This is a genomic window from Nonomuraea guangzhouensis, assembly GCF_019396345.1.
In the GTDB taxonomy this organism is placed as follows: Bacteria; Actinomycetota; Actinomycetes; order Streptosporangiales; family Streptosporangiaceae; genus Nonomuraea; species Nonomuraea guangzhouensis.
This window is the reverse complement of record NZ_JAHKRM010000057.1, coordinates 1-20,241: the sequence shown is the minus strand read 5'-3', so window position 1 is coordinate 20,241 and position 20,241 is coordinate 1. Positions and strand designations below refer to the sequence as shown.

Here is a 20,241-nt window from a genome sequence, read left to right as displayed (position 1 = left end):
GCTGGCGTTGATACGCAGCGAGCCTACAAAGAGTGTGGTGTGACTGTGGGGTGATTTTGCTGTCACTCTCTGTTCGCGATCGTCATTCTGGTGAGGGCCAGCCCAGCCGGAGAGCGAGGTAAGAACGTGAACGCCCACAAGCCCACCGTCCAACCTGTGGGCGCGCAGCCGACCTCCTCACTCGCGGAGGAGTTCGCCGCCGAGCTCATCCAGACCCTTGCTCGGCGGCACAACATCCTCGCGTTCGCTCTGCCCCTACGAGGCGACCAGGTCACCATCTCGATCTACATCGGCCTGCTGGTCCACACCGACGGAACTCGGCTCTGGTGGCTCGTCCCCAACGCCCGTAAGCGCCCCACACCGCTATGGACGTACGCCGTCACTGTCCAGGCCGCAGCGGAACGGCTCGCCACCCACTACCACGAACTGGACAGTCGCCCCTTGGCCGAATTGCTACCCGCAACCGGCAGCGAGATATGGCGCCGAGCCGCCTACTTCGCCCACAACCCGCGCCCCTAGACACCGACAGGCCCCTCGCTGGGCACCAGGACGCCCCCGTGGTGCCCACATGCCTGACGGGGGGCTACCAGCGCACCTATTCACAGCCACCGAACGGTACGTGGTCATGGCGTTCACACTCAACTTCCTCAAACGCTTCCGCAGGTCTTTCCGCACGTCAGATGCCGCGCCCAAGCACCTTTGCTACCAGCCGACGTGGTCACCGGGCGGCCTGATGGAGAGCCCCGCGCATGTCGGGCAGGCCCTGCACTGGGACCTGCCCGATGATCCAGTCATCATCGGGCAGGCTCGCGATCTGGTCCGCGACACCCTCACCTCGTGGAATCTGCACGACCTGATCGACGACATCACCCTGGTCATCAGCGAGTTGGTCACCAACGCGCTGATCCACGGAGCACCTCCGATCAGGCTGTGCTTGGACCTAACCCCTGAGGCGGTGACTGGGCACGTCTATGACCAGGGCGCTGGACGACCTCGATGCCTCACGGTCCGGCACGATTCAGAGCACGGTCGCGGCATGTCGATCGTGGCTGCTCTCACGGACGAATGGCGGTACGAACCAGCCCCCTGCGGTACGGGGAAGACCATCTGGTTCAGCCGCAGTCTGGAACCCGCATCCCCGCCCTCACACTCCACGTAAGAGTCCGGCGGCAGAAGAGGACATGCCCCGAAGGACTGCGAGAAGAAAACCGTACAGTCCGACGCCGCTGGTGTTGCCACGACGCCTCACTACCGAGGACTGTTCGCGCCCGCCCCTGTCAGGGAATCCTGGACAGGTCGATCACGTACCTGTCGCTCTTGATCCGGTACGTCATCATCCGTCCAGCCCGGTCGGCGACCGGCACCTCGCCCTGACTGGCTTCATCCCCGATGCCCAGGTCCGCCAACGCCCCGGTCTTCAGGTCATAGAGCCCCAGCCCCGGGGCGTCACTTCTGAGGTTGCGCACGTAGAAGCGGCTCTGGCTGGGCGGCTCCGGGATCTGGTAGCCGGTCGGCACCTCCTGCTGTTCCGAGCCGTCACGCCCCCGGGTGAACGCCCTGGCGCCGTTGCCCATCGTCGACAGGCAAGACCCCACACCGCAGGCGAGCAACTTCTCTCCCTGGCGGGCAGGGGCCGCGTCGCTGGTCTGCCCGGTCTCCAGGTTCACCAGGTGAGTGAACGGGGCTCCGTCCTTGGGGCTCCACGAGCCTGGCGAGCCCGCCCACGGCCAGGACAGCAGGTGCAGATCGGTCCCGCGGTCGATCGGCGTCACCTGGCCCCCGCCAGCAGGAACGCTGAACACCCCGCCCTTCCCCAAGGAGAACACGATCGCGCCCTTCGCCACGGCGAGGCTATCGATCATGTCGTCTCCGGTCTTGTGCTCGGCCACCTGTCTGGCCTCGCCGCCGGTCAGCGGCACGGTCCAGAGGCGTGCGGAGGCCTTCGCCGAGGTCCACCACGCCACCACGCCCTCACCCATGCTGAAGCCCATGGCGACCCCGGTCTTCTTCGACGTGGCTATGTCCGCGATCTTTCGCAGATCACCTCCGGCCAGGTCGTAGAGGTAGAGCACCTCGGGCTCCTCGACCTCGCGCCATGCCTTGACCAGCAGCTTCCCGTCGTCGGTCAGTGCGACGGGGTGTAGTTCCCGGCCCTGAGAGTCCTCGACGGGCATCTTCCACACAGCCTGCGGCCACAGCTTCTCGATGGGTTTCGTGGTGGTGGCGGCGCTGATCATCGCGGACGGCACTTCCGACGGGCCGATCGCGGGCAGCGCCTTCGTGTCGCCGACCGTCCGCAGGCCCACGACGGTCCCGCCGGCGAGCACCACCACGGCCGCCGCCGCGAGCAGCGCCTGGGACCTCTGCCTGCGCCGTCGGTAGCCGGTCTCCAGCCGTTCCGCCGCCGGGGCGGCCAGCCGTGGCGCCTGTTCGGCCGCGTGTCCCAGGGTCCTGCTCAACTGCTCCTCGATACCGCTCATCGCCGCTCCCCGCGATCCGACCCGACGCCTGACTCGATGTGCTCGCCCACTGCGGAACGGAGTTTGCCGAGCGCCCGTGACGCCTGACTCCGCACGGTTCCGCGAGAGATCCCGAGGGTCGCCGCGATCTCCTCGTCGCTCAGCCCTTCGTAGTAGCGCAACACCAGCACCACCCGCTGCTTGCGCGGCAACCCGGCCAGGGCCTCCCACATCGCCTGCTCGTCTTCGCTGGGCAGCGCGTCGTGGTAGCCGTGCTCTGGTGGGTCCCAGGCGAGCAGCTCGCGCCGCCGCAACCTCCAGGTCGCCGTGTGCAGCCTGGCCATGGTGGTACGCACATAGCTTTCCGGATTGTCCTTGGCGCGCAGTCTCGGCCAGGAGGCACGTAACTTCAGTAGCGCCTCCTGCACCAGGTCAGCCGCGTCGTGCGGGTTCCCAGCCAGGACGTAGCCATAACGCAACAGCGCATCGCCACGTTCGGCGGCGAACCCGGCGAACCGGGGATCTGCTTCCAACAGCCTTCGCCTTTCGTCGTCCGTGTCACCTCCCAGATGGACTTACGCGGCGAACTGTTGCATCGAAGGCTGAGGGACTTCACCCCTCGTCGAGTCTGGCCAGTTCCTCGGCTTCGACGGGATGGAACGTGTCCAGGACGGCGATCAGCTCTTTCTCCGACATCGTTGGGCTTTCGATCCGCACCAAGGCGTCGCCGTACGTGGCGAAGATGATCTTCCCGTATTCACCGCTACGGAGCCATACGCCGGGTGGCACCCGTCGGCACTTCTCGTATTCCTGGATGTCGTCCCACGGATCGGACTTCCGGCAGGCAGCCTTGAGGCTCGCCGTGCTCTCTGGGCCGACGGAGACGTCGACGCGCGAGCGATCATCCTGGCCCTCGTACGAGAGTTCGAGCCGCCCACCCACGTAGTCCAGGTACACCAGTCGGTGATCCGGCAGGGTGGGTGCGATGAGCGGAACCTCGGCGCGGGACAGCCGGTTGGCCCGCGCCGCGTCGGCGATGACGTCCGGTGCCGACCACACGGCCAGGTATACCGCGGCGACGCCGGCGATCAGCAGGCCGCGAAGTCCCCAGTGCACCGGCATGAATATGCCGCCCGCGGCCAGGTAGGCGGTCGCACCCAGGGCCATGAGGCACAGGGCGGTCTGCCAGTCGCCCAAATCCGTGATCTCGGGTATGCGCAGGACGAAGATGTTGGCGAGGAGGAACACCGCGGTGATAGCCGGGCCCATCGTGGCCACCCCCCACCAGCGCGGTAACCTGCCCCACCAGGACAGGAAGAACCCCAGCCCGTACGGCAGGACGATCAGCGCCATGGCGTCGAGTGACCCTATGTCGTCTCTCCGCCAGTAGAGGATGACGAACTGGACCAGTCCGACCACCGCCCCGACGAGCCCCGCCCGCGCCGCTGCGTTCATATTCAGATCATGTCTAAAAAAATCCGCCCATAGGGGGCTAATGAGTGGTGCGGACGGTCACGTACGTCTTCCGGATGGTCTCGTGCACGTCCCAGGTCCCCCGCCACCCGTCCGGCAGCACGACCGTCGAGCCCGGCCCAAGCTCGACGACCGCGCCGTCCTCACCCGTCAACGTCGCCCGCCCCACCAGGATCTGGCAGATCTCGTGATAGCCGTCCCTGACCGCCGTGAACGAGCCGGGCCCGCACTCCCAGACACCCGTCTCCGCGTGAGAATCGGCCCACACCTCCAGCGTGGACTCCGACTGGCCGGTCAGGCTGGTCGGCTTGGGCTCGGCGGCGGGCAGCGAGACCGACGGGGCGTGCGCCAGGTGGGAAAGCTGGATCAAGAGTCGTCCTAAGGAAAGAAGTAACGGAAGTCAGCGGCCTGAGATGAGGTTGGCGAGGCGCGCGTAGGCCGAGGTGGTGGTGCCCCGGTCGTTCTCGTGCCGATCGGCGGACCTGAAGAGCGCGTAGATGAGCTGCACCCCGGTCCACCGCAGCGGCTCCGGCTCCCACTGCCTGACCTGGCGGCCCACCCACGGCAGCGCCGTCAGCTCGGTGTCGCGGCGCAGGACCAGGTCGCGCAGCGTGCGGCCGGCCAGGTTCGTGGTGGTGACGCCGCTGCCCACGTAACCCCCCGCCCAGCCGAGCCCGGTCGAGTGGTCGAGGTGCACGGTCGAGCACCAGTCGCGCGGCACGCCGAGCACGCCGCACCACGAGTGCTGGACATGGGAGTCGGCTGCGGCGGGGAACAGCTTGACCAGCATCCGCCAGAGCAGCGCCACCGTCTGGGCCTGGGTGGCGCCCCGGTCGTCGGTCCGCGAGCCGTACCGGTACGGCACGCCGCGCCCGCCGATCGCGATCCGGTCGTCCGCGGTGCGCTGGGCGTAGATGTAGGCGTGCGCCTCGTCGCCGAGCAGTTCGCTGCCCGACCAGCCGATGTGCTTCCACACCTCGGCGGGCAGCGGCTCGGTGACGATCATGGAGCTGTTCATCGGCAGCCACTGCCGGTGCTGCCCGGCGAGGCTGGCGGTGAAGCCCTCGGTGGCGCGGATGACGTACTCGGCCGAGACCACGCCGCGCGAGGTGACCGCCGAGGCCTGCCCGCCGGCAGAACGGGGGCGGATCTCGGTCACGGTGGTGTTCTCGAAGATGTCCACGCCCAGCGAGGCGACCACTGAGGCGAGCCCGACGGCCAGCTTGGCGGGCTGGATGCGCGCGCAGTGCGGCGAGTACGTGGCCTCCAGGGTCCCGGCCACCTGCACGCGTTCGCGCTGCTCGTCCCGGGACATCAGCCTGAGGTCGTCCTCCCCGTACCCCCAGGTACGCAGTTCGGACAGCTCCTCGTGCAGGCGGCGGCGCTGGGCGGGGTTGGTCGCGACGTGGATCAGGCCGCCCTTGTGGATGTCGGCCTCGATGCCCTCTTCCCGGGTCACGCCGATGACCTCGTCGACGGACCGGAACATGGCCTGCTGCAGGGAGATCATCGCCTCCCGCCCCCGCGCCGCCGCGTACCGCTTCCGCGACCCCGCGAACTCGGCCGACAGCCAGCCACCGTTGCGCCCGGACGCGCCGAACCCGGCGAACTCCCGCTCCAGGATCGCGATCCGCAGATCCGGCTGCGCCTTCTTCAGGTAGTACGCGGTCCACAGGCCCGTGTAGCCGCCGCCGACGATCACCACGTCATACGAGCGGGCGCCGGGCAGCGCCGCGCGGCGGTCCGGCAGGCCGATCTGCCGATACCAGAACGAGACGCCGCCGTTGGCGAAGTCCGTGGTCAGCGGGATGCCTTTCACGTGAGTACTGCCTCCACATCGCTTTCGTCAGCCAGGAGTACGGAGTCGGACACGCGCCAGGTGAGCGTGACCTCGTCGCCGCGGCGGGCGTCGCTGAGGCTGCCCGCCTGTTCGCGGACCAGCGCCGGCGAGCCGTCCGGCAGTCTCAGTTCCAGTTTGCGACTGGATCCGAGGTAGATCTCGCTGGTGACGGTGGCGGGCAGCGCGTTCCAGCCGGTCTCGGGGGAGTGGTCCGCCTGCCGTACGGCCAGCCGCTCGGGCCGTACGACGAGCGCGCCGGGCCCGTCGGGCAGCGAACCGGGCGCCCGCATCAGCCGCGCGCAGACGCCGATGCCGTCAGATGAGACGTCGCCGCGCAGGATCGTCGACTCGCCCAGGAAGCGGGCCACGAACAGCGTCGCGGGCCGCTCGTAGAGCTCGTCGGCCGGGCCCAGCTGCTCGATGCGGCCCTGGTTGAAGACCGCGATGCGGTCCGACAGCACCAGCGCCTCGTCCTGGTCGTGCGTGACGTAGACGAACGTGATGCCGAGCTCGCCGTGGATGCGCTTGATCTCCAGTTGGAGCCAGTCGCGCAGTTTTTTGTCGAGCGCGCCGAGGGGCTCGTCCATCAGCAGCACGCGCGGGCTGTAGACGATCGCTCTGGCCACCGCGACCCGCTGCTGCTGCCCGCCGGACAGCTCGCGCGGGTAGCGGTGGCCGTACTCGCCGAGGTGGACGGTGGCCAGCGCCGCCTGGACCAGCTCGGTCCTGCGCGCCTTTGGGATCTTGCGTTGCTTCAGCGGGAAGGCGATGTTCTCGGCCACCGTCATGTGCGGGAACAGGGCGTAGTGCTGGAAGACCATGCCCATGTCCCGCTTGTGGGGCGGGGTGGCGGCGATGGCGGTGCCGTCCACGGTCAGCTCGCCCGAGGTCGCCTTGGTGAAGCCGGCGATGACGTTCAGCGTGGTCGTCTTGCCCGAGCCGCTCGGTCCGAGCAGCGTGATGAACTCGCCCGGGTTGATCGACAGCGAGACGTCGTCCACGGCGACGAAGTCCCCGTAGCGTTTGGTCAGACCGGTGAGTTCGATGCCCCCGCCGCGGGCGGCGAGGTCGTTACTGGTTGGCGGCACGGGACCTCCTGGCGACGAAGAAGGTGGCGACGAGCACGAGGGTCGTGGTCAGCACGAGGATCATCGTGGCCGCCGCGGCGATGGTCGGGTCGATCTCGCGGGTGACGCTCGCGTACATCTTGACCGGAAGGGTCTGCAGGTAGGGGCTCTGGATGAACAGCGAGACGACCACCTCGTCGAAGCTCGTGACGAACGCGAACAGCGCGCCGGAGGCGACGCCGGGCGCGACCAGCGGCAGCGTCACGCTCCGGAAGGTGGCCCACCGGCCGGCGCCCAGACTGGCCGCCGCGCTCTCCAGCCGCCGGTCGAACCCGCGCAGCGACGCGACCACCGGGATCATCACGAACGGCAGCGCCAGTACGGTGTGCGCCATGACGAACCCGGCCAGCGTGCCCACGAGTTGCAACTTCAGGAACACGGCGTAGGTCCCGACGGCCAGCACCACGCCCGGCACGATCATCGGGGCCAGCATCGCCCCCTGCGCCGGCGCCAGGCCGCGCATCCGCGCCCTGGTCAGCCCGATCGCGGCGGCCGTGCCGAGCACCGTGGCCACGACCGTGACGAGCAGCGCGACCTCGACCGAGGTCAGCAGCGCGGACACCCAGGCCTGGTCGCTGAAGAAGTGCTCGTACCAGCGCAATGAGTAACCGTCGGGCGGGAACTTCAGCGAAGCCTTCGAGGTGAAGCTGAGCGGCACCACGATCAGCGCCGGCGCGACCAGCCACACGCCCACGAGCGCGCAGAACGCCCACAGCAGGCCACGGCCTAGGCGAGCGGTCATCCGGCCACCTTCCTTCCGGTACGGCGCAGCGTGAGCGCGAGCAACGCGATCATCGCCAGCGTCAGCCCGAGCAGCACCACGCCCATCGCGCCACCGCGTCCCCACTTGAGCAGCCCGTTGACCTGCGTGAAGATCTGCTGTGAGATCAGCGCATCGGTGGGCGAGCCGAGCAACGCGGGCGTGACGTAGAAACCGAGCGCGCTGATGAACACGGTCAGGCACCCCGCCGAGACGCCCGGCAGCGACAGCGGCAGATACACCTTCACGAACGCCTTGACTGGATGCGCCCCCAGGCTCCCCGCCGCGGTCAGCAGCCGCCGGTCGATCCCGTTCATCACCGCGTACAGCGGTAGCACCATGAACGGCATCAGCAACTGCACCATCCCGATGACCACCCCCGTCTGGGTGCGGATCAGGTTGAACGGCCCGAGCCCGATCGCCTGCAGCGCGCCGTTGATCACACCGGTGTCCTGCAGCAGGATCACCCACGCGAACGTGCGCACCATCAGGCTGGTCCAGAACGGCACGAGCACGAGCAGCGTCAGCACGCTGCGCGCCCGCGGCCTGGCGATGGTCATGGCGTAGGCGTACGGGTACGACACGACCAGCGCGATCACCGTCACCCACAGGCCCGTGGTGAACGTACGGCCGAGCACTCTCAGGTTCTGCGGCTCACCGAAGAACCAGGCGAAGTTCCCGAGGCCCGGCGTGGGATCGGTGAACGCGCTGATCACCATGGAGACCAGCGGATAGAGGAAGAAGACGGCGAGCGCGATCAGCGCGGGCAGGATGAGCAGCGCCGGCCGGCGGTCGCGGTCATCCCTGCCCGCCGTCGCCGGCAGGGACACCGCTTGGAGCGTCGAGGCCATCTCGGATCAGCCGCCGAGCCAGGCCGACCACTTCTCGATCATCTCGGGCTGGTGTTCCGCCCACCACTTCGAGTCGATCTTGAGTGCCTTGTCCGCCACCTCGGGCCTGGTCGTCAGGAACGCCTGCCCCTTCTCGTCCAGCTGGGGCTTGGCGTCGGTGTTGATCGGCGAGTACGAGGTCAGCTCGGTGAGCTTGGCCTGCTGCTGCGCGCCCAGGTAGTAGTTGATCAGCGCCATCGACGCCTTGGGGTTCTTGGCGTTCTTCGGCACGGTCAGGGAGTCCATGATCGGCATCCACTGGTCGAAGGAGACGTCGAACGGGGCGCCGTTCTTGACGGCGGCGTACGCGCGGCCGCTCCAGAGCATCGCCATGTCGACCTCGCCGGACTCCAGCAACTGCTGCGACTCCGCGCCGGTCTTCCAGAACACCAGGTTCGAGCGGACCGACTGGAGCTTCTTGGTCGCGCGGTCCACGTCCAGGGGATACAGCTGGTCCGGGGCGACGCCGTCGGCGATCAGCGCGCCCTCGAACGGCCCGGGCGCCGAGTCGCCGGGGTTGCCGGAGATGCCGCGCTTGCCGGGGAACTTCGCGGTGTCGAAGAAGTCCTTCCAGCCCTTGGGCGGGTTCGCGCCGAACTTGTCCTTGTTGTACGCCAGCACCATGCCGTACTGCATCGCGGGGACGCTGCACTCGGTGGTGAGGCCCTCGGGGACCTTCGACTTGTCGATGATCGTGTAGTCGAGCGGCTGCAGCAGCTTGCCGCACTGCGCCTCGGCCCAGATCGAGTCGGTGTCGATCACGTCCCAGGTGACGTTCGAGGAGTCGACCTGGGCCTTGATCTTGGCGTAGTCGGTCGGGCCGTCCTCGAGGATCTTCGCGCCCGACTCCTGGGCGAAGGGATCGACCGCCGCCTTCTGCTGGCCCTCCTGGTACGCGCCGCCGTAGGAGACGAACGTCATGTTCAGGCCGCTGAGCGCGTCCTTCTTGACGGTGCCGGACTTGGCGGGGCCGGAGCCGAGATCGATGCTCGCGGGCGCCGCGGAGCCGGCGCCACATGCGGCGGAGAGCAGTAGCGAAGCCGCTATCGCGGCCATACCGGGCAGTCGTTTGGGATAGGTCGGCATGGTTGAACCCCCTTGATAAGGGTGGGGTAAGTCAGGCGGGCGTGGGCGGGCTGATCGTCCAGAGCACCTCGGCCGTCTCGTCGCCGTCGTTGACGACGCGGTGGGGCATCGACGTGCGGTATTCCACGCTGTCGCCCGGCCCGAGGACGTGCGGGGCGGCCGAATCGGCGGGCCCGAGCCAGAGCGTGACCTGGCCGCGCAGGATGAGGAAGATCTCCTGGGAGTCGCCGTGGGTGTACGGCTCGTCCCCGGTGGACGCACCCGGGTCTAATTCCCCGGCGTACATCTCCAGGTTCTGCAGGGGACGTTGGGAGATCAGGTACTTGCGGGTGCCGGATTTCGTGGGTAATGCCGGACGTTCGGCGCGGCGTACGACCCGGTGTCCGACCTCGTCCTGTTCGTTGAACAGGTCGGCCACCGTGATCCCGAGGGCTCCGGCGATCCGCCGCAGCATCCCGATGCTCGCGCTGGTCTGTCCTCGCTCCAGCTGGCTGATGAAGCTGGCGCTCGCCTTGGCCTGGCCGGCAAGGCCGCGCACGGTCATTTGGCGCATGTTCCGGTAGGCCCGGATGCGTTCACCCAAGTGTGCGGTCTCCGGCTCCGTCATCGAACCCCTTGATCGGTTGCACTGAACAGGTTGTTAAGTGGCAATGAAAGGACCGTACATAGCACAAGAAATCCCAGCAAGGGGCAGCATGTAACAAATGGGTTACCGAGGGTGGCGGCATACCTTCCGAGGAATTGCCCGGCCGCAGCCCTTCTTCGATGCTTCTCAAGGTCAAACGCGTACCAAGGAGAAGCAGTGACCGATACTCGTGCGCGGCTGGGAGTCCTGCTCCCCACCAACCGCACCCAGTGGAACGACGCCCGGCACCTGGTCGACTTCGCCGTCCGGGCCGAGCGGCTCGGGTACGACTCCGTCTGGGCCAACGACACCCTTCTCGGCGCGCGGATCGAGCCGCTGGCCATGCTCGCCGCCCTCGCCCCCGCCACCGAACGCGTCACGCTCGGCACCGCGGCTCTGCTGCCCGCCTTCCGCCGGCCGGTCACGGCCGCGCAGGAGCTGGCCTCCATCGACCACCTGTCAGCCGGACGGCTCGTCGTGGCCGTGGGCGCGGGCTTCCCCGGCCGGTCCGAGATCGAGTACGCGGTGTCGGAGGTGCCGTGGGAGCGACGGTTCCGGCGACTGGACGACACGGTCTCGCTGTGGCGGGCGCTGTGGGCGGGGGAGCGTACGTTCCATAGCGAGGTGTTGCGCCATGACGACCTGCCGGAGTCCACGCCGTCCTACCGGCCGGGCGGCCCGCCGATCTGGCTCGCGGGAGGCAGCCCGTCGGCGCTTGAGCGCACCGGCCGGCTCTACGACGGGTGGCTGCCTTACCCGCCGGACGTCGCCGACTACCGGGCGGGCCTCAAGTCCGTGAGCCAGGCCGCGACGGCCGCGGGCCGTCTCCCGGACGCGATCACGCCGGCGCTGTTCGTCACCGTGCTGATCAGCGACGACGCGGAACAGGGGGAGCGGGAGCTCGATGCCTACTGCCGGGCCACGTACGGGCTGCCGTCCGAGACCGTACGGACGATCCAGGCGATGGCCGCAGGACCGGCCGGACAGGTGGCGGAGACGCTCGCCCGCTACGCGGAGGCGGGCGCGCGGCACATCGTCTGCCGTATCGCCGCCCCCACCATCGACACACAGCTCGACCAGCTGATCGCCCTCGGCCGGGCGGTCATGTCATCCTGAAGGCGCTTTCCCTACCCCCTCCAGGACAAGAAACGAGAAATGCAGTGAAAGCATGGATCTTCCTCGTACTCGGTGTGCTCCTGATCCTGGTCGGCGGCCTGTGGACGCTTCAGGGGCTGGGCATCGTCGGCGGTAGCGTGATGAGCGGCGTCACCATGTGGGCCATCATCGGCCCTGTCGTCCTCATCATCGGCGGTGCGCTCGCATTCCTCGGAATACGTCAGCGACAAGGTCAATAGCTGGCAATAGGCGGTATTGATGGATCATGACCGCACGCTATGACGGCCAGGCCGAGTGGTACGACGAGTTCAACACCCCCGCCGCCGCCGAGAACCGGTCGGACGTGGCCGAGCTGCTGGGACCGGGCGACGGACCATGCCTGGACCTGGGCTGCGGCACCGGCCTCTACCTCGACGCGATCCGCGCCACCGGCAGGACCGTGGTGGGCCTCGACCGGTCCGGCGACCAGTTACGCCTGGCCCGCCGCCGGGACGACGCGCCGCTGCTCCAGGGTGACGGCACGGCGCTGCCGTTCGCCGCAGGGGTGTTCGGCACCGTCGCCGCGTTCTGGGTGTCGACCGACATCGGCGACTTTCCCGGACTGCTGAAGGAGGCCGCCCGGGTGCTGCGCCCGGGCGGGCTGCTGCTGTTCTACGGGGCGCACCCGTGCTTCAACGGCCCGCACATCGAGAACCGCGAGGATGGTGCGCTGATCATCCATCCCACGTACCGCGTCAAGGGCTGGCACCGGAGCGGACCATGGTGGCGCAAGGGCGGGGTCCGGGAGCGGGTGGGGATGAGCCAGGTGCCGCTCCCGGACCTGATCAACGCGTTCATCGACGCGGGACTCGCCATCGAGCGGGTGTACGAACCGGGCGAGCAGCCGATTCCCAACCGCCTGGCCGTCAGGGCGTACGCGCGCTGAGCCCTACCGGAAGTCGTCGGCGTGGTCCTGGGCCCACTGGGCGAAGGTGTGCGCGGGACGGCCGGTGACCTCCTCGACGACCGTCGAGGTAGGAGCGGGGCGCTCGGTACTTGCTGCCAGCATGCGCATGATGCCGTCCACCCCGATCGGAGGCATGGTCTTGGCCAGATCCGACCGGGCCTCCTCTTCGGAGGTCACGTCAAGCGTGATCTTGCGGCCGATGGCCTCGCCGATGTGCTCGACGTGCTGCCTGATGGTGAGCGACTCGGGGCCGTAGAGCGTGTAGGCCCGCTGAGCGTGGCCGGGTTCGGTGAGGGCGGTGACGGCGAGCGCGGCCATGTCCTTCTCGTGGATGGAGGAGAGCTGCGCATCGGGATACCCCGTACGGACGGTGTTGTCGGTTCGGATCGACTGGGCCCACCACCACAGGGTGTTCGTGGCGAACATCCCCGGCCGGATGAACGTCCAGTCGATGCCGGAGCCCTCGAGGGCCGCTTCGACGACGCGATGCAACTTGGCGATCGGATTGAGTTCGGCGCTGGGGAGAACGACGGACGCCGACGACAGCAGCACCACGTGTCGTACGCCGGCGGATCGCGCCGCCTTCACAAATCCCTCGATGCCATCCGGTTTGGTGTACAGGAAGACTTTCTCGGCACCCTCCAGAGCGGCGGGCAGCGTCTCGGGAGAGTCGAGATCGGCTGCTACGACCGGTGTGTCCGGCGGGAACCCCGGCGCATGCGGATCCCGGCCCGTCGCGCGGATCGGTATGCCCGCCGCGCGCAGTCCGGCGGCGACATGGCGGCCTACATTGCCCCGGGCGCCGAAGACGACAGTGACCATTAGGAGGACCTCCCGAGAAGTTTGATCAGCTGGTTGCGGAGCTCGGTACGGGTTTCGGGTGACAAAGGGTCGTCGCCGAACAGGGCCCGTACGAAGTGCGGCATCGTGATCGGGGCGAAGACCACCGCGTAGGCGGTCAGGAGCGCGAACCTGGCGTCCACCTCATCGGTGACCTCGCCGTTCTCCTGCCGTTGGCGGATCTTCTCCACCGAGTCCGCCATTTTGGCCCGCTGACGATCCGCGTACTGCCGCCCGTCCGCCTCATCGGTGAACGGGCAGTCGCCAAGGGCCTGCCAGACGGTCAGCCGGGCCCAGTCGGGATTGTCGAGCGTCGCGTCCAGATGCGCGCCGATCGAGTCCGCGAACGAGGTGTCCGGCGTGACCAGGCCGGCCTCGAGCTCCTGCCAGCGCCGGCGCAGCTCGTCGAGCAGCCCCTGCTTGCCGCCGAAGTAGTACGAGATCAGCTGCTGGTTGACGCCGGCGCGGGCGGCGATGCCGGCCGTGCGGGCACCCGCGTAGCCCTTCGCCCCGAACTCGGCCACGGCGGCGGTCAGAATCCGCTCCCGTGTCTGCTCCGCCGCCTGGCCGCGATCTTCTGGGCGCGGTGCCCGCCGTGCTCCCATGCCTGGAGAGCGTAGTTCTTCAATCGGTTGGATGACAACTGTCACTCGAACGATTGAAGAAGATCAGGCGGGAGAACAGGTGGGGACGGGCGCGGTGTTGGTGCCGTTCCAGGAGCCCAGGAACCCGAAGGTGGTCGTGGCTCCGGTGGCCAGGGTGCCGTTCCAGCTGAGGTTCCGCACGCTCACGGCGGCTCCGTTCGCGGTGAGCGTGCCGCCCCAGATCTGCGTGATCTGCTGGCCGTTGGCGAACGTCCAGCCGACCGTCCAGGCGTTCGTTGTGGCGGCACTGGTGTTCTTGACCGTGACCTCGCCCTGGAAGCCGCCCGTCCACTGCCCGACGTTCTTGAACGTCGCCGTGCAACCGCCCGCCGGTGTCACGGTGGGAGTGGGGGTGGGCGTCGGCGTGGACCCGCCCGGGGTGAGGAAGTTCACCAGCGCCGGGTACCAGCGGTCGGACATCTTCTGGTCGCCCGAGGCGTTCGGGTGCACTCCGTCGTAGGTGTCCGCGCTCGTGCTGAACCCCGTCCACTGGTCGACGACGACGATCGGTGACTGCTGGGTTGTGGTGGCGGCGGCCCAGGCGGGGATGGCGTTGTTGAAGGTGACGGCGCGCTGCCCGCAGTCGGCGCAGTTGGCGGGGTTCATCGGGATGATCTTCGCGACCAGGATCTTCATCGCGGGGTTGCTGGCCCGCATCTGGTTCACCAGCGTGGTGAACGCGCTGAGGATCGTCGCGGGCGCGATGTTGCTCCACACGTCGTTGGTGCCGAAGTGCATCACCACGATGTCGGGCCTGGTGGCCGCCAGCCAGCCGGGGAGCTGGTTCTGGTTGGCCACGTTCGTCGCCAGGAAGCCGCCGTGGCCCTCGTTGTCGCCGTCGTACGACACCGAGCAGCCCTGCGGCGGCAGCGTGCCGACGAAGTCGATGTTGGTGTAGCCGGTGCTCTGCAGCCGGTTCCACAGCAGGGCCCGCCAGCAGCCGGGCGAGCCGGTGATCGAGTCGCCGAGAGGCATGATCCTGGTGGCGGCGGCGCTGGCCGGTGTCGTGGTCAGGAAGAGTACCGTTGCGATCAGGGTCAGCACGGCCATCAGCAAGGCGCTCGTCCGCGACATCGTCAGCTCCCGAAGATCGTGGGTCTGCCGAGAGCGTAGGAGCGCGTCGGGGCGGCGGAAAGGCGGCCGGTCCTGGCGAGTCTTCCGACCTGCGCCGTTGCCCGGAACGGCGTGTAACTTTCAGAACTTGCCGACCAACCTGGCACCTGATTACATGATTACATGGATAACGAGGCAGTGCCGACCTTATATGAATGGGCGGGCGGGGCAGAGGCGCTGGAGCGGCTCACCGAGGCGTTCTACCAGCAGGTACGCAAGGACGACCTGATCGGGCCGCTGTTCGCGCACATGGATCCCGGCCATCCGCGATACGTGGCGATGTGGCTCGGTGAGGTGTTCGGCGGCCCCGACCACTACACCAAGGAGCGTGGCGGCTACCCCCACATGCTCTCCCAGCACCTCGGCAAGGGCATCACCGAGCCGCAGCGGCGCAGGTGGGTCAACCTGCTGATGGACGCCGCCGACGACGTGGGACTGCCCGACGACCCCGAGTTCCGGGCCGCCTTCGCCGGCTACATCGAGTGGGGCACCCGGCTGGCCGTGCACAACTCGCAGCCCGGCGCGAAGCCCCCGACCAAGGCTCCGGTGCCGCACTGGGGCTGGGGCGTCGCCCCGCCGTACCAGCCGTAGGACAGCACACCCCTGGTCGTAGCCTGGAGGTCACCGACAAAACCACCAGGAGCGGGGCATGACACGCGGGCGGCTGCGCATCGACCTAGGCGCGGCCCCCGGCGTTGCCGCGAACGCGCCGCCGCCGCCCGCGCACCGCTCCGCCCGCCCGCCCGCCGCGCTCACCCGAGACCGGCGGATCGCCGGCTGGGCGCTGGCGCTGCTCGGGCTGCCGCTGCTCACGGCCGTCATGCTGGCCTTCGCCGAGCAGCTCACGCTGCCGAGCGAGATCCTCTTCTTCCTGCTGCTGGTGGTCGCCGTCGCCCTGGTGGGCGGCAGGTGGCCGGCGCTCACCGCGGCGGTGCTCGGCTTCGCGCTGCTCAACTGGTTCTTCACGCCGCCGCTGCACACGCTGGCGATCTCCGCGCCGGAGAACCTGTTCGCGCTGACCACCTTCGTCCTGGTCGCCGCGATGGTCAGCACGGTCGTCGACCAGGCGGCCCGCCGCAGCAGGGAGGCCACCCGAGCGCGCGCCGACGCCGAGGTGCTGTCCACGCTCGCCGGCCACGTCCTGCGCGGCGACGCGGCGCTGCCGTCCCTGCTGGCCAGGCTCAAGGAGGTGTACGGGCTGGAGTCCGTCACGCTGCTGGAGCGCGACGGCGACTCCTGGCGGGTCGTGGCCACGGCAGGAGGGCCGCCGTCCACCTCGCCGGGCCATGCCGACACCGACGTGCCCATCGACGACGACCTGGTGCTGGCCGTACGGGGGAGGCCGCTCGACGAGGCGGACCGGCAGGTGCTCGAGGCGTTCGCCGCCGAATCGGCGGTGGCGCTGCGCCAGGAACGCCTGCGCGAGGAGGCCGAGCGGGCCAAGCCGCTGGCCGAGGCCGACAAGATGCGCACCGCGCTGCTCGCGGCCGTCAGCCACGACCTGCGCAACCCGCTCGCCGCGGCCAGGGCGGCGGTCGACAGCCTGCGTGGGACAGAGGTCGACTGGACCCCCGAGGACCGCGCTGAACTCCTGGCCACGGCGGGCGAGTCGCTCATCAAGCTCGACCGGCTGGTGTCGAACCTCCTCGACATGAGCCGCCTGCAGGCCGGCGTGCTCGGCGTCACGCTGGAGCCGCTGGCGGTCGAGGACGTCGTCCCCCAGGCGATCGCCGATCTCGGACCGCTGCGCGACCGCGTCCACGACGGGTTCAGCGGTGAGGTTCCGGAGTTCATGGCCGACGCGGCGCTGCTGGAGCGGGTGCTGGTCAACCTGATGTCCAACGCCGTCCGCTTCAACCCACCCGATCGCAAGGTCGTGATCTCCGCGAGCTCGTACGGCGAACACGTCGAGTTCCGCGTCATCGACCGGGGACCCGGCATTCCGGCGGAGGCCCAGGAGCGGGTGTTCATGCCGTTCCAGCGCCTGGGCGATCGGCAAGGCGTAGGGCTGGGCCTCGGGCTGGCGCTGTCCCGCGGGCTGACGGAGGCCATGGGCGGGACGCTCACACCGGAACGGACGCCTGGAGGGGGCTTGACCATGACCGTTTCGCTGCGGAGGGCTCATTGACCCGCGTGCTCGTGGTGGACGACGAACCGCAGATCCTGCGGGCGCTGCGCATAAACCTGGCCGCCAGGAACTACGAGGTGGCCGTCGCGCCGGACGGCACCGCCGCGCTGCGCCAGGCCGCCGACTGGCACCCCGACGTGATCATCCTCGACCTCGGGCTGCCGGACCTGGACGGAGTGGACGTCATCCACGGGCTGCGCGGCTGGACGAGCGTGCCGATCATCGTGCTCTCGGGGCGGGCCGGCAGCCCCGACAAAGTGGACGCGCTCGACGCGGGAGCCGACGACTACGTGACCAAGCCGTTCGGCATCGACGAACTGCTCGCGCGCATCCGCGCGGTGACGCGCCGCATGGGGGCGGCTCCCGACGAGCCCGCGGCCGTGCGTGTGGGTGAGCACCAGATCGATTTCGCCAGGAAAACGGTGTCTGGCGGGGTACGGCTGACGCCAACGGAGTGGCATTTCCTGGAGCTGCTGGTACGCAGTCCCGGAAAGCTGATCAGCCAGCGCCAGTTGCTGAGAGAGGTGTGGGGGACTTCGTATGTGAAGGAGACCCACTACCTGCGGCAGTACATGGCTCAGCTACGCCGCAAGCTGGAGCGCGATCCGGGGCATCCCGTACACCTGCTGACAGAGCCGGGAATGGGCTACCGCTTCCAGCCGTAGCCACTACTCCGGCGGGAAGTACGTGTCCTCCAACGGGTCCGCGAACGCATCGGACTCGCGGGGGTCCTCCTCGTTCACCCATCTGGAGATGCTTCGCGCGGCCTCGTCATCGATCTCGACGATTCTGTGACGTTGCGGGAGCCTGTCCATGTACATGGCGGTGGCGGACAGCTGTACGTCATCGCCCATGTCGTGACTGATTTCGTAAAGTTGATCGCTCATGGGACTCACGCCTTGGTGATCATCAGAGTTGTCTTGCGTACGGTCCATGCGGCCAGCGCGACACCGAAGGCCAGCTGGAAGACACGCATCCAGAAGGTGGAGCCGTCGTTCACATAAATCACGACACCTAGCCACACGAGGCTGAAACCGCCGACTAGGACGATTGCTGCCCAGTTGAACCATCGCTGCCACATATGCGCAGTCTTACAGCCGGTCGACCAAGGCTGGGTAAGTGAGTGGTCGTCTTCTGGTCACCTGGGCTCTCCGTGCGTGCCGGTCGGCCGGCACGCACGGTCGCTCCCTACTCGGTGGGTTTGGTGCCGATGACGACGGTGGCGTACAGCTCATCGGAGCGGGCCACGCGCGAGGTCAGCCCGCAGGCGGCCATGGCGTCGGCCGTCCGCGCCGCCTGGCCCTCGCTCGTCTCGACCAGCAGATGACCGCCCGGTGCCAGCCACGGCGGCGCCTCCGCGATCACCCGCCGCACGACGTCGAGCCCGTCCGCGCCACCGTCGAGCGCCACCAGCGGCTCGTGGACGCGGGCCTCCGAGGGCAACAGCCGGATCGCCTCGGTGGGCACGTACGGTGGGCTGGCGATCAGGATGTCGACGCGACCCCGCAGCGTGTCGGGCAACGGCTCGTAGAGGTCGCCCTCGTACACGTGGCCACCGATGGGCGCCAGGTTGCGGCGCGCGCACCGTACCGCGGCGGGGTGCAGGTCGGCGGCGTGCAACTCGACCCCGTCCAGGACCGCGGCCAGCGCGGCACCCATCGCGCCCGTTCCACAGCACAGGTCGACGACGACGGTGGCCGACCGGCCGCCCAGCGCGGCGGCCTGGCTGATGAGGAACTCCGTACGCCGGCGCGGCACGAACACCTCGGGATCCACCGCGACCCGCAGCCCGCAGAACTCCGCCCAGCCGAGAACGTGCTCAAGAGGGAGACCGGCGACCCGCTGGTCGACCATGGTGGTGAGCTCGTCCGGCGTCCTCGCCGTGGAGATGAGCAGCTCCGCCTCGTCCTCGGCGAAGACACAGCCGGCGGCCCGGAGCCTGATGACGATGGCGGATTGGTGGACAGATGACGGAAAAACCGACATGAGCGCCTTTCGGAAAGCCTATGAGCGCTCCCTAGGCCACCTACGTCAGGTGGACCGCACAACCATGAGACGGGAGCACCCAGCCTGCTACAGCGGTAATGGGTCTCACCTCCTCGGTCGGGTCCATCGCTGGAGACGGCAACATTACCGGACGTCCTGTTCCGCACGCCAACGGCCGGTCTCGTCCGCCTTTTTGCACCGGACGCTTCGCTGCTCGTATGGGCTCGTACGGGAAGGCGTTCAGCGGGGCAGCGTACGGGCGGTGCCGATGCAGCGGCGCTGCCGCATGCCTCTTGCCGGCCGCACCTGAGCCGGCTGCTGCTGCTCCAGGCACGCCAGCAAGGCGGCCGCCGCGCGGGCGTCGGCCAGGATGCGCTGCACGGCCTCACCGTTCTCGGGAAGCTGGCCGCGTTCGGCGAGCTCGTGCTTGAGGAAGGCCAGCGGGTCGGGCGCGTCCACCGCCTCGGCCGCCACGGTGGCCCGGGCAGCGGTGAGCAGCCGCAAGTAGTACGTCCGCAGGACGGCCTCACGCATACGCGCGTGCTCGAGGTCGTCGATCAGCGTCCGGGCGACTTGGAGGAGGTCCCCAGCGTGAGTCGCGTCGTCGGCAAGGAAGGCACGGATGTCATCGAACTCCGAGCGGGTCATTGCGGACACCTCCAGGGACGCAGATTGCTCGTAGCTACTTCGTACACAGGGGCGATTGCGGATGACTTGCTTTCGGCTTGTCTCCGCCATGTCGGCCGCCCGCCCCGGGGCCGGTCCGAGATCGGCAGGTTTGAGCATCTTGTGGGCAGGGAAGGACCTCATGATTACCTGTACGGCACGAAGCAGCCGGAGACGGCTGCTAGAGTTGCTCAGGCAGGGCGGCGCGGGGGTTCACGGAACCCCGGACGATGCTCAGCACATCCCAACTTCCTCCTGGTTCATCCAGATGGTTCGTACCATCCGGATGGGCTGGTAAGTTAGAGGGGTTGTCCCGGAAACGGGGCGGTGTTTATTCCAGAAGGTCGATGCGAATCGGGTCAATTTGACACCGGATCGGGCGGCTGAAAGAATAAAGACACAACGAAATGAACGAAAAACGAAATGTGCGCCTCTCGCAGGTTGGGGAGTACGCGTCCGTTTCTTGAGAACTCAACAGTGTGTTAAAAGCCAGTGCATGATGCACAACCCCGTCATGTCCATGCTTTCGGGTGTGGATGACG

General features: G+C 68.4%; 24 protein-coding genes. 8 read left to right on the top strand and 16 right to left on the bottom strand.

Features of this window, described 5'->3' with window-relative positions; translation table 11 throughout:
* Positions 1–126 precede the first annotated feature (126 nt).
* The gene (locus KME78_RS60025; protein WP_219539278.1) at positions 127–519 is read left to right on the top strand and encodes a hypothetical protein; all 393 of its coding nucleotides are present in this window, start codon (positions 127–129) and stop codon (positions 517–519) included.
* A 106-nt stretch (positions 520–625) separates the two neighbouring features.
* A complete protein-coding gene (locus KME78_RS60020) occupies positions 626–1,159 on the top strand; it encodes an ATP-binding protein (protein ID WP_219539277.1) in 534 nt (177 codons plus the stop codon).
* Positions 1,160–1,277: 118 nt separating this feature from the next.
* On the opposite strand, the gene KME78_RS60015 is transcribed toward KME78_RS60020, so the two are convergent.
* The 10 genes from KME78_RS60015 to KME78_RS59970 form a co-directional block, all read right to left on the bottom strand.
* Positions 1,278–2,480: a TolB-like translocation protein gene (locus tag KME78_RS60015; RefSeq protein WP_219539276.1), complete on the bottom strand. Its 1,203-nt coding sequence runs from the start codon at positions 2,478–2,480 to the stop codon at positions 1,278–1,280.
* On the bottom strand, positions 2,477–2,992 hold the full coding sequence (locus KME78_RS60010; RefSeq protein ID WP_219539275.1) for a SigE family RNA polymerase sigma factor: 516 nt from the start codon (positions 2,990–2,992) through the stop codon (positions 2,477–2,479). The genes KME78_RS60015 and KME78_RS60010 overlap by 4 nt, the downstream gene beginning before the upstream one ends.
* 79 nt (positions 2,993–3,071) lie before the next feature.
* On the bottom strand, positions 3,072–3,914 hold the full coding sequence (locus KME78_RS60005) for a hypothetical protein (RefSeq protein WP_219539274.1): 843 nt from the start codon (positions 3,912–3,914) through the stop codon (positions 3,072–3,074).
* Positions 3,915–3,951: 37 nt separating this feature from the next.
* Positions 3,952–4,302, bottom strand: a complete 351-nt coding sequence (locus KME78_RS60000; RefSeq protein ID WP_219539273.1) for a cupin domain-containing protein — start codon at positions 4,300–4,302, stop codon at positions 3,952–3,954.
* A 30-nt stretch (positions 4,303–4,332) separates the two neighbouring features.
* Positions 4,333–5,751 carry an NAD(P)/FAD-dependent oxidoreductase gene (locus tag KME78_RS59995; RefSeq protein ID WP_219539272.1) on the bottom strand — a complete coding sequence of 473 codons (1,419 nt, stop codon included), beginning with the start codon at positions 5,749–5,751 and terminating at the stop codon, positions 4,333–4,335.
* Positions 5,748–6,860, bottom strand: coding sequence for an ABC transporter ATP-binding protein (locus tag KME78_RS59990; protein WP_308127572.1), 1,113 nt, complete (start codon positions 6,858–6,860; stop codon positions 5,748–5,750). Before KME78_RS59990 ends, KME78_RS59995 begins: the two co-directional genes overlap by 4 nt.
* Positions 6,844–7,641, bottom strand: a complete 798-nt coding sequence (locus KME78_RS59985; RefSeq protein WP_219539271.1) for an ABC transporter permease — start codon at positions 7,639–7,641, stop codon at positions 6,844–6,846. Before KME78_RS59985 ends, KME78_RS59990 begins: the two co-directional genes overlap by 17 nt.
* Complete coding sequence (locus KME78_RS59980) at positions 7,638–8,489, bottom strand: ABC transporter permease (protein WP_308127571.1); 852 nt, start codon at positions 8,487–8,489, stop codon at positions 7,638–7,640. Before KME78_RS59980 ends, KME78_RS59985 begins: the two co-directional genes overlap by 4 nt.
* 27 nt (positions 8,490–8,516) lie before the next feature.
* A complete protein-coding gene (locus KME78_RS59975) occupies positions 8,517–9,635 on the bottom strand; it encodes an ABC transporter substrate-binding protein (RefSeq protein ID WP_219539269.1) in 1,119 nt (372 codons plus the stop codon).
* 31 nt (positions 9,636–9,666) lie between these two features.
* Positions 9,667–10,242: a helix-turn-helix domain-containing protein gene (locus tag KME78_RS59970; RefSeq protein ID WP_281429205.1), complete on the bottom strand. Its 576-nt coding sequence runs from the start codon at positions 10,240–10,242 to the stop codon at positions 9,667–9,669.
* Between the two features lie 195 nt (positions 10,243–10,437).
* On the opposite strand from KME78_RS59970, the gene KME78_RS59965 reads away from it, so the two are divergent.
* From KME78_RS59965 to KME78_RS59955, 3 genes are read left to right on the top strand one after another with little or no spacing between them, the layout of a single operon-like run.
* Positions 10,438–11,376, top strand: a complete 939-nt coding sequence (locus tag KME78_RS59965) for an LLM class flavin-dependent oxidoreductase (protein WP_219539267.1) — start codon at positions 10,438–10,440, stop codon at positions 11,374–11,376.
* Positions 11,377–11,420: 44 nt separating this feature from the next.
* Positions 11,421–11,615, top strand: coding sequence for a hypothetical protein (locus tag KME78_RS59960; RefSeq protein ID WP_219539266.1), 195 nt, complete (start codon positions 11,421–11,423; stop codon positions 11,613–11,615).
* Between the two features lie 26 nt (positions 11,616–11,641).
* Positions 11,642–12,301, top strand: coding sequence for a class I SAM-dependent methyltransferase (locus tag KME78_RS59955; protein ID WP_219539265.1), 660 nt, complete (start codon positions 11,642–11,644; stop codon positions 12,299–12,301).
* Between the two features lie 3 nt (positions 12,302–12,304).
* On the opposite strand, the gene KME78_RS59950 is transcribed toward KME78_RS59955, so the two are convergent.
* The 3 genes from KME78_RS59950 to KME78_RS59940 all read right to left on the bottom strand — a co-directional run bounded on the left by KME78_RS59950 (position 12,305) and on the right by KME78_RS59940 (position 14,880).
* Positions 12,305–13,144, bottom strand: a complete 840-nt coding sequence (locus KME78_RS59950) for an NAD(P)H-binding protein (protein WP_219539264.1) — start codon at positions 13,142–13,144, stop codon at positions 12,305–12,307.
* Positions 13,144–13,767, bottom strand: a complete 624-nt coding sequence (locus tag KME78_RS59945) for a TetR/AcrR family transcriptional regulator (RefSeq protein ID WP_219539263.1) — start codon at positions 13,765–13,767, stop codon at positions 13,144–13,146. The genes KME78_RS59950 and KME78_RS59945 overlap by 1 nt, the downstream gene beginning before the upstream one ends.
* A gap of 63 nt (positions 13,768–13,830) precedes the next feature.
* Positions 13,831–14,880 carry a cellulose binding domain-containing protein gene (locus KME78_RS59940; RefSeq protein WP_219539262.1) on the bottom strand — a complete coding sequence of 350 codons (1,050 nt, stop codon included), beginning with the start codon at positions 14,878–14,880 and terminating at the stop codon, positions 13,831–13,833.
* Between the two features lie 162 nt (positions 14,881–15,042).
* Between KME78_RS59940 and KME78_RS59935 the strand changes: the two genes are divergently transcribed.
* From KME78_RS59935 to KME78_RS59925, 3 genes are read left to right on the top strand one after another with little or no spacing between them, the layout of a single operon-like run.
* Positions 15,043–15,510, top strand: a complete 468-nt coding sequence (locus KME78_RS59935; protein WP_219539261.1) for a group II truncated hemoglobin — start codon at positions 15,043–15,045, stop codon at positions 15,508–15,510.
* A gap of 58 nt (positions 15,511–15,568) precedes the next feature.
* The gene (locus tag KME78_RS59930) at positions 15,569–17,047 is read left to right on the top strand and encodes a sensor histidine kinase (RefSeq protein WP_219539260.1); all 1,479 of its coding nucleotides are present in this window, start codon (positions 15,569–15,571) and stop codon (positions 17,045–17,047) included.
* Positions 17,044–17,712, top strand: coding sequence for a response regulator (locus KME78_RS59925; protein WP_219539259.1), 669 nt, complete (start codon positions 17,044–17,046; stop codon positions 17,710–17,712). The genes KME78_RS59930 and KME78_RS59925 overlap by 4 nt, the downstream gene beginning before the upstream one ends.
* A 3-nt stretch (positions 17,713–17,715) precedes the next feature.
* Here KME78_RS59925 and KME78_RS59920 read toward each other — a convergent pair whose 3' ends face one another.
* The 3 genes from KME78_RS59920 to KME78_RS59905 all read right to left on the bottom strand — a co-directional run bounded on the left by KME78_RS59920 (position 17,716) and on the right by KME78_RS59905 (position 19,681).
* On the bottom strand, positions 17,716–17,934 hold the full coding sequence (locus KME78_RS59920; protein WP_219539258.1) for a hypothetical protein: 219 nt from the start codon (positions 17,932–17,934) through the stop codon (positions 17,716–17,718).
* Between the two features lie 301 nt (positions 17,935–18,235).
* Entirely contained in the window at positions 18,236–19,033 is a 798-nt protein-coding gene (locus tag KME78_RS59910; RefSeq protein WP_219539256.1) for a putative protein N(5)-glutamine methyltransferase, read from the bottom strand.
* 240 nt (positions 19,034–19,273) lie between these two features.
* A complete protein-coding gene (locus tag KME78_RS59905; protein ID WP_219539255.1) occupies positions 19,274–19,681 on the bottom strand; it encodes a hypothetical protein in 408 nt (135 codons plus the stop codon).
* Positions 19,682–20,241 lie beyond the last annotated feature (560 nt).

Excerpts from the sequence above, each read along its gene's own strand:
- KME78_RS60020 (WP_219539277.1), top strand. The coding sequence starts at position 626 with ATGGCGTTCACACTCAACTTCCTCAAACGCTTCCGCAGGTCTTTCCGC.
- KME78_RS60015 (WP_219539276.1), bottom strand. The coding sequence starts at position 2,480 with ATGAGCGGTATCGAGGAGCAGTTGAGCAGGACCCTGGGACACGCGGCC.
- KME78_RS60005 (WP_219539274.1), bottom strand. The coding sequence starts at position 3,914 with ATGAACGCAGCGGCGCGGGCGGGGCTCGTCGGGGCGGTGGTCGGACTG.
- KME78_RS59985 (WP_219539271.1), bottom strand. The coding sequence starts at position 7,641 with ATGACCGCTCGCCTAGGCCGTGGCCTGCTGTGGGCGTTCTGCGCGCTC.
- KME78_RS59975 (WP_219539269.1), bottom strand. The coding sequence starts at position 9,635 with ATGCCGACCTATCCCAAACGACTGCCCGGTATGGCCGCGATAGCGGCT.
- KME78_RS59970 (WP_281429205.1), bottom strand. The coding sequence starts at position 10,242 with ATGACGGAGCCGGAGACCGCACACTTGGGTGAACGCATCCGGGCCTAC.
- KME78_RS59955 (WP_219539265.1), top strand. The coding sequence starts at position 11,642 with ATGACCGCACGCTATGACGGCCAGGCCGAGTGGTACGACGAGTTCAAC.
- KME78_RS59950 (WP_219539264.1), bottom strand. The coding sequence starts at position 13,144 with ATGGTCACTGTCGTCTTCGGCGCCCGGGGCAATGTAGGCCGCCATGTC.
- KME78_RS59945 (WP_219539263.1), bottom strand. The coding sequence starts at position 13,767 with ATGGGAGCACGGCGGGCACCGCGCCCAGAAGATCGCGGCCAGGCGGCG.
- KME78_RS59940 (WP_219539262.1), bottom strand. The coding sequence starts at position 14,880 with ATGTCGCGGACGAGCGCCTTGCTGATGGCCGTGCTGACCCTGATCGCA.
- KME78_RS59935 (WP_219539261.1), top strand. The coding sequence starts at position 15,043 with ATGGATAACGAGGCAGTGCCGACCTTATATGAATGGGCGGGCGGGGCA.
- KME78_RS59930 (WP_219539260.1), top strand. The coding sequence starts at position 15,569 with ATGACACGCGGGCGGCTGCGCATCGACCTAGGCGCGGCCCCCGGCGTT.
- KME78_RS59920 (WP_219539258.1), bottom strand. The coding sequence starts at position 17,934 with ATGAGCGATCAACTTTACGAAATCAGTCACGACATGGGCGATGACGTA.
- KME78_RS59910 (WP_219539256.1), bottom strand. The coding sequence starts at position 19,033 with ATGTCGGTTTTTCCGTCATCTGTCCACCAATCCGCCATCGTCATCAGG.
- KME78_RS59905 (WP_219539255.1), bottom strand. The coding sequence starts at position 19,681 with ATGACCCGCTCGGAGTTCGATGACATCCGTGCCTTCCTTGCCGACGAC.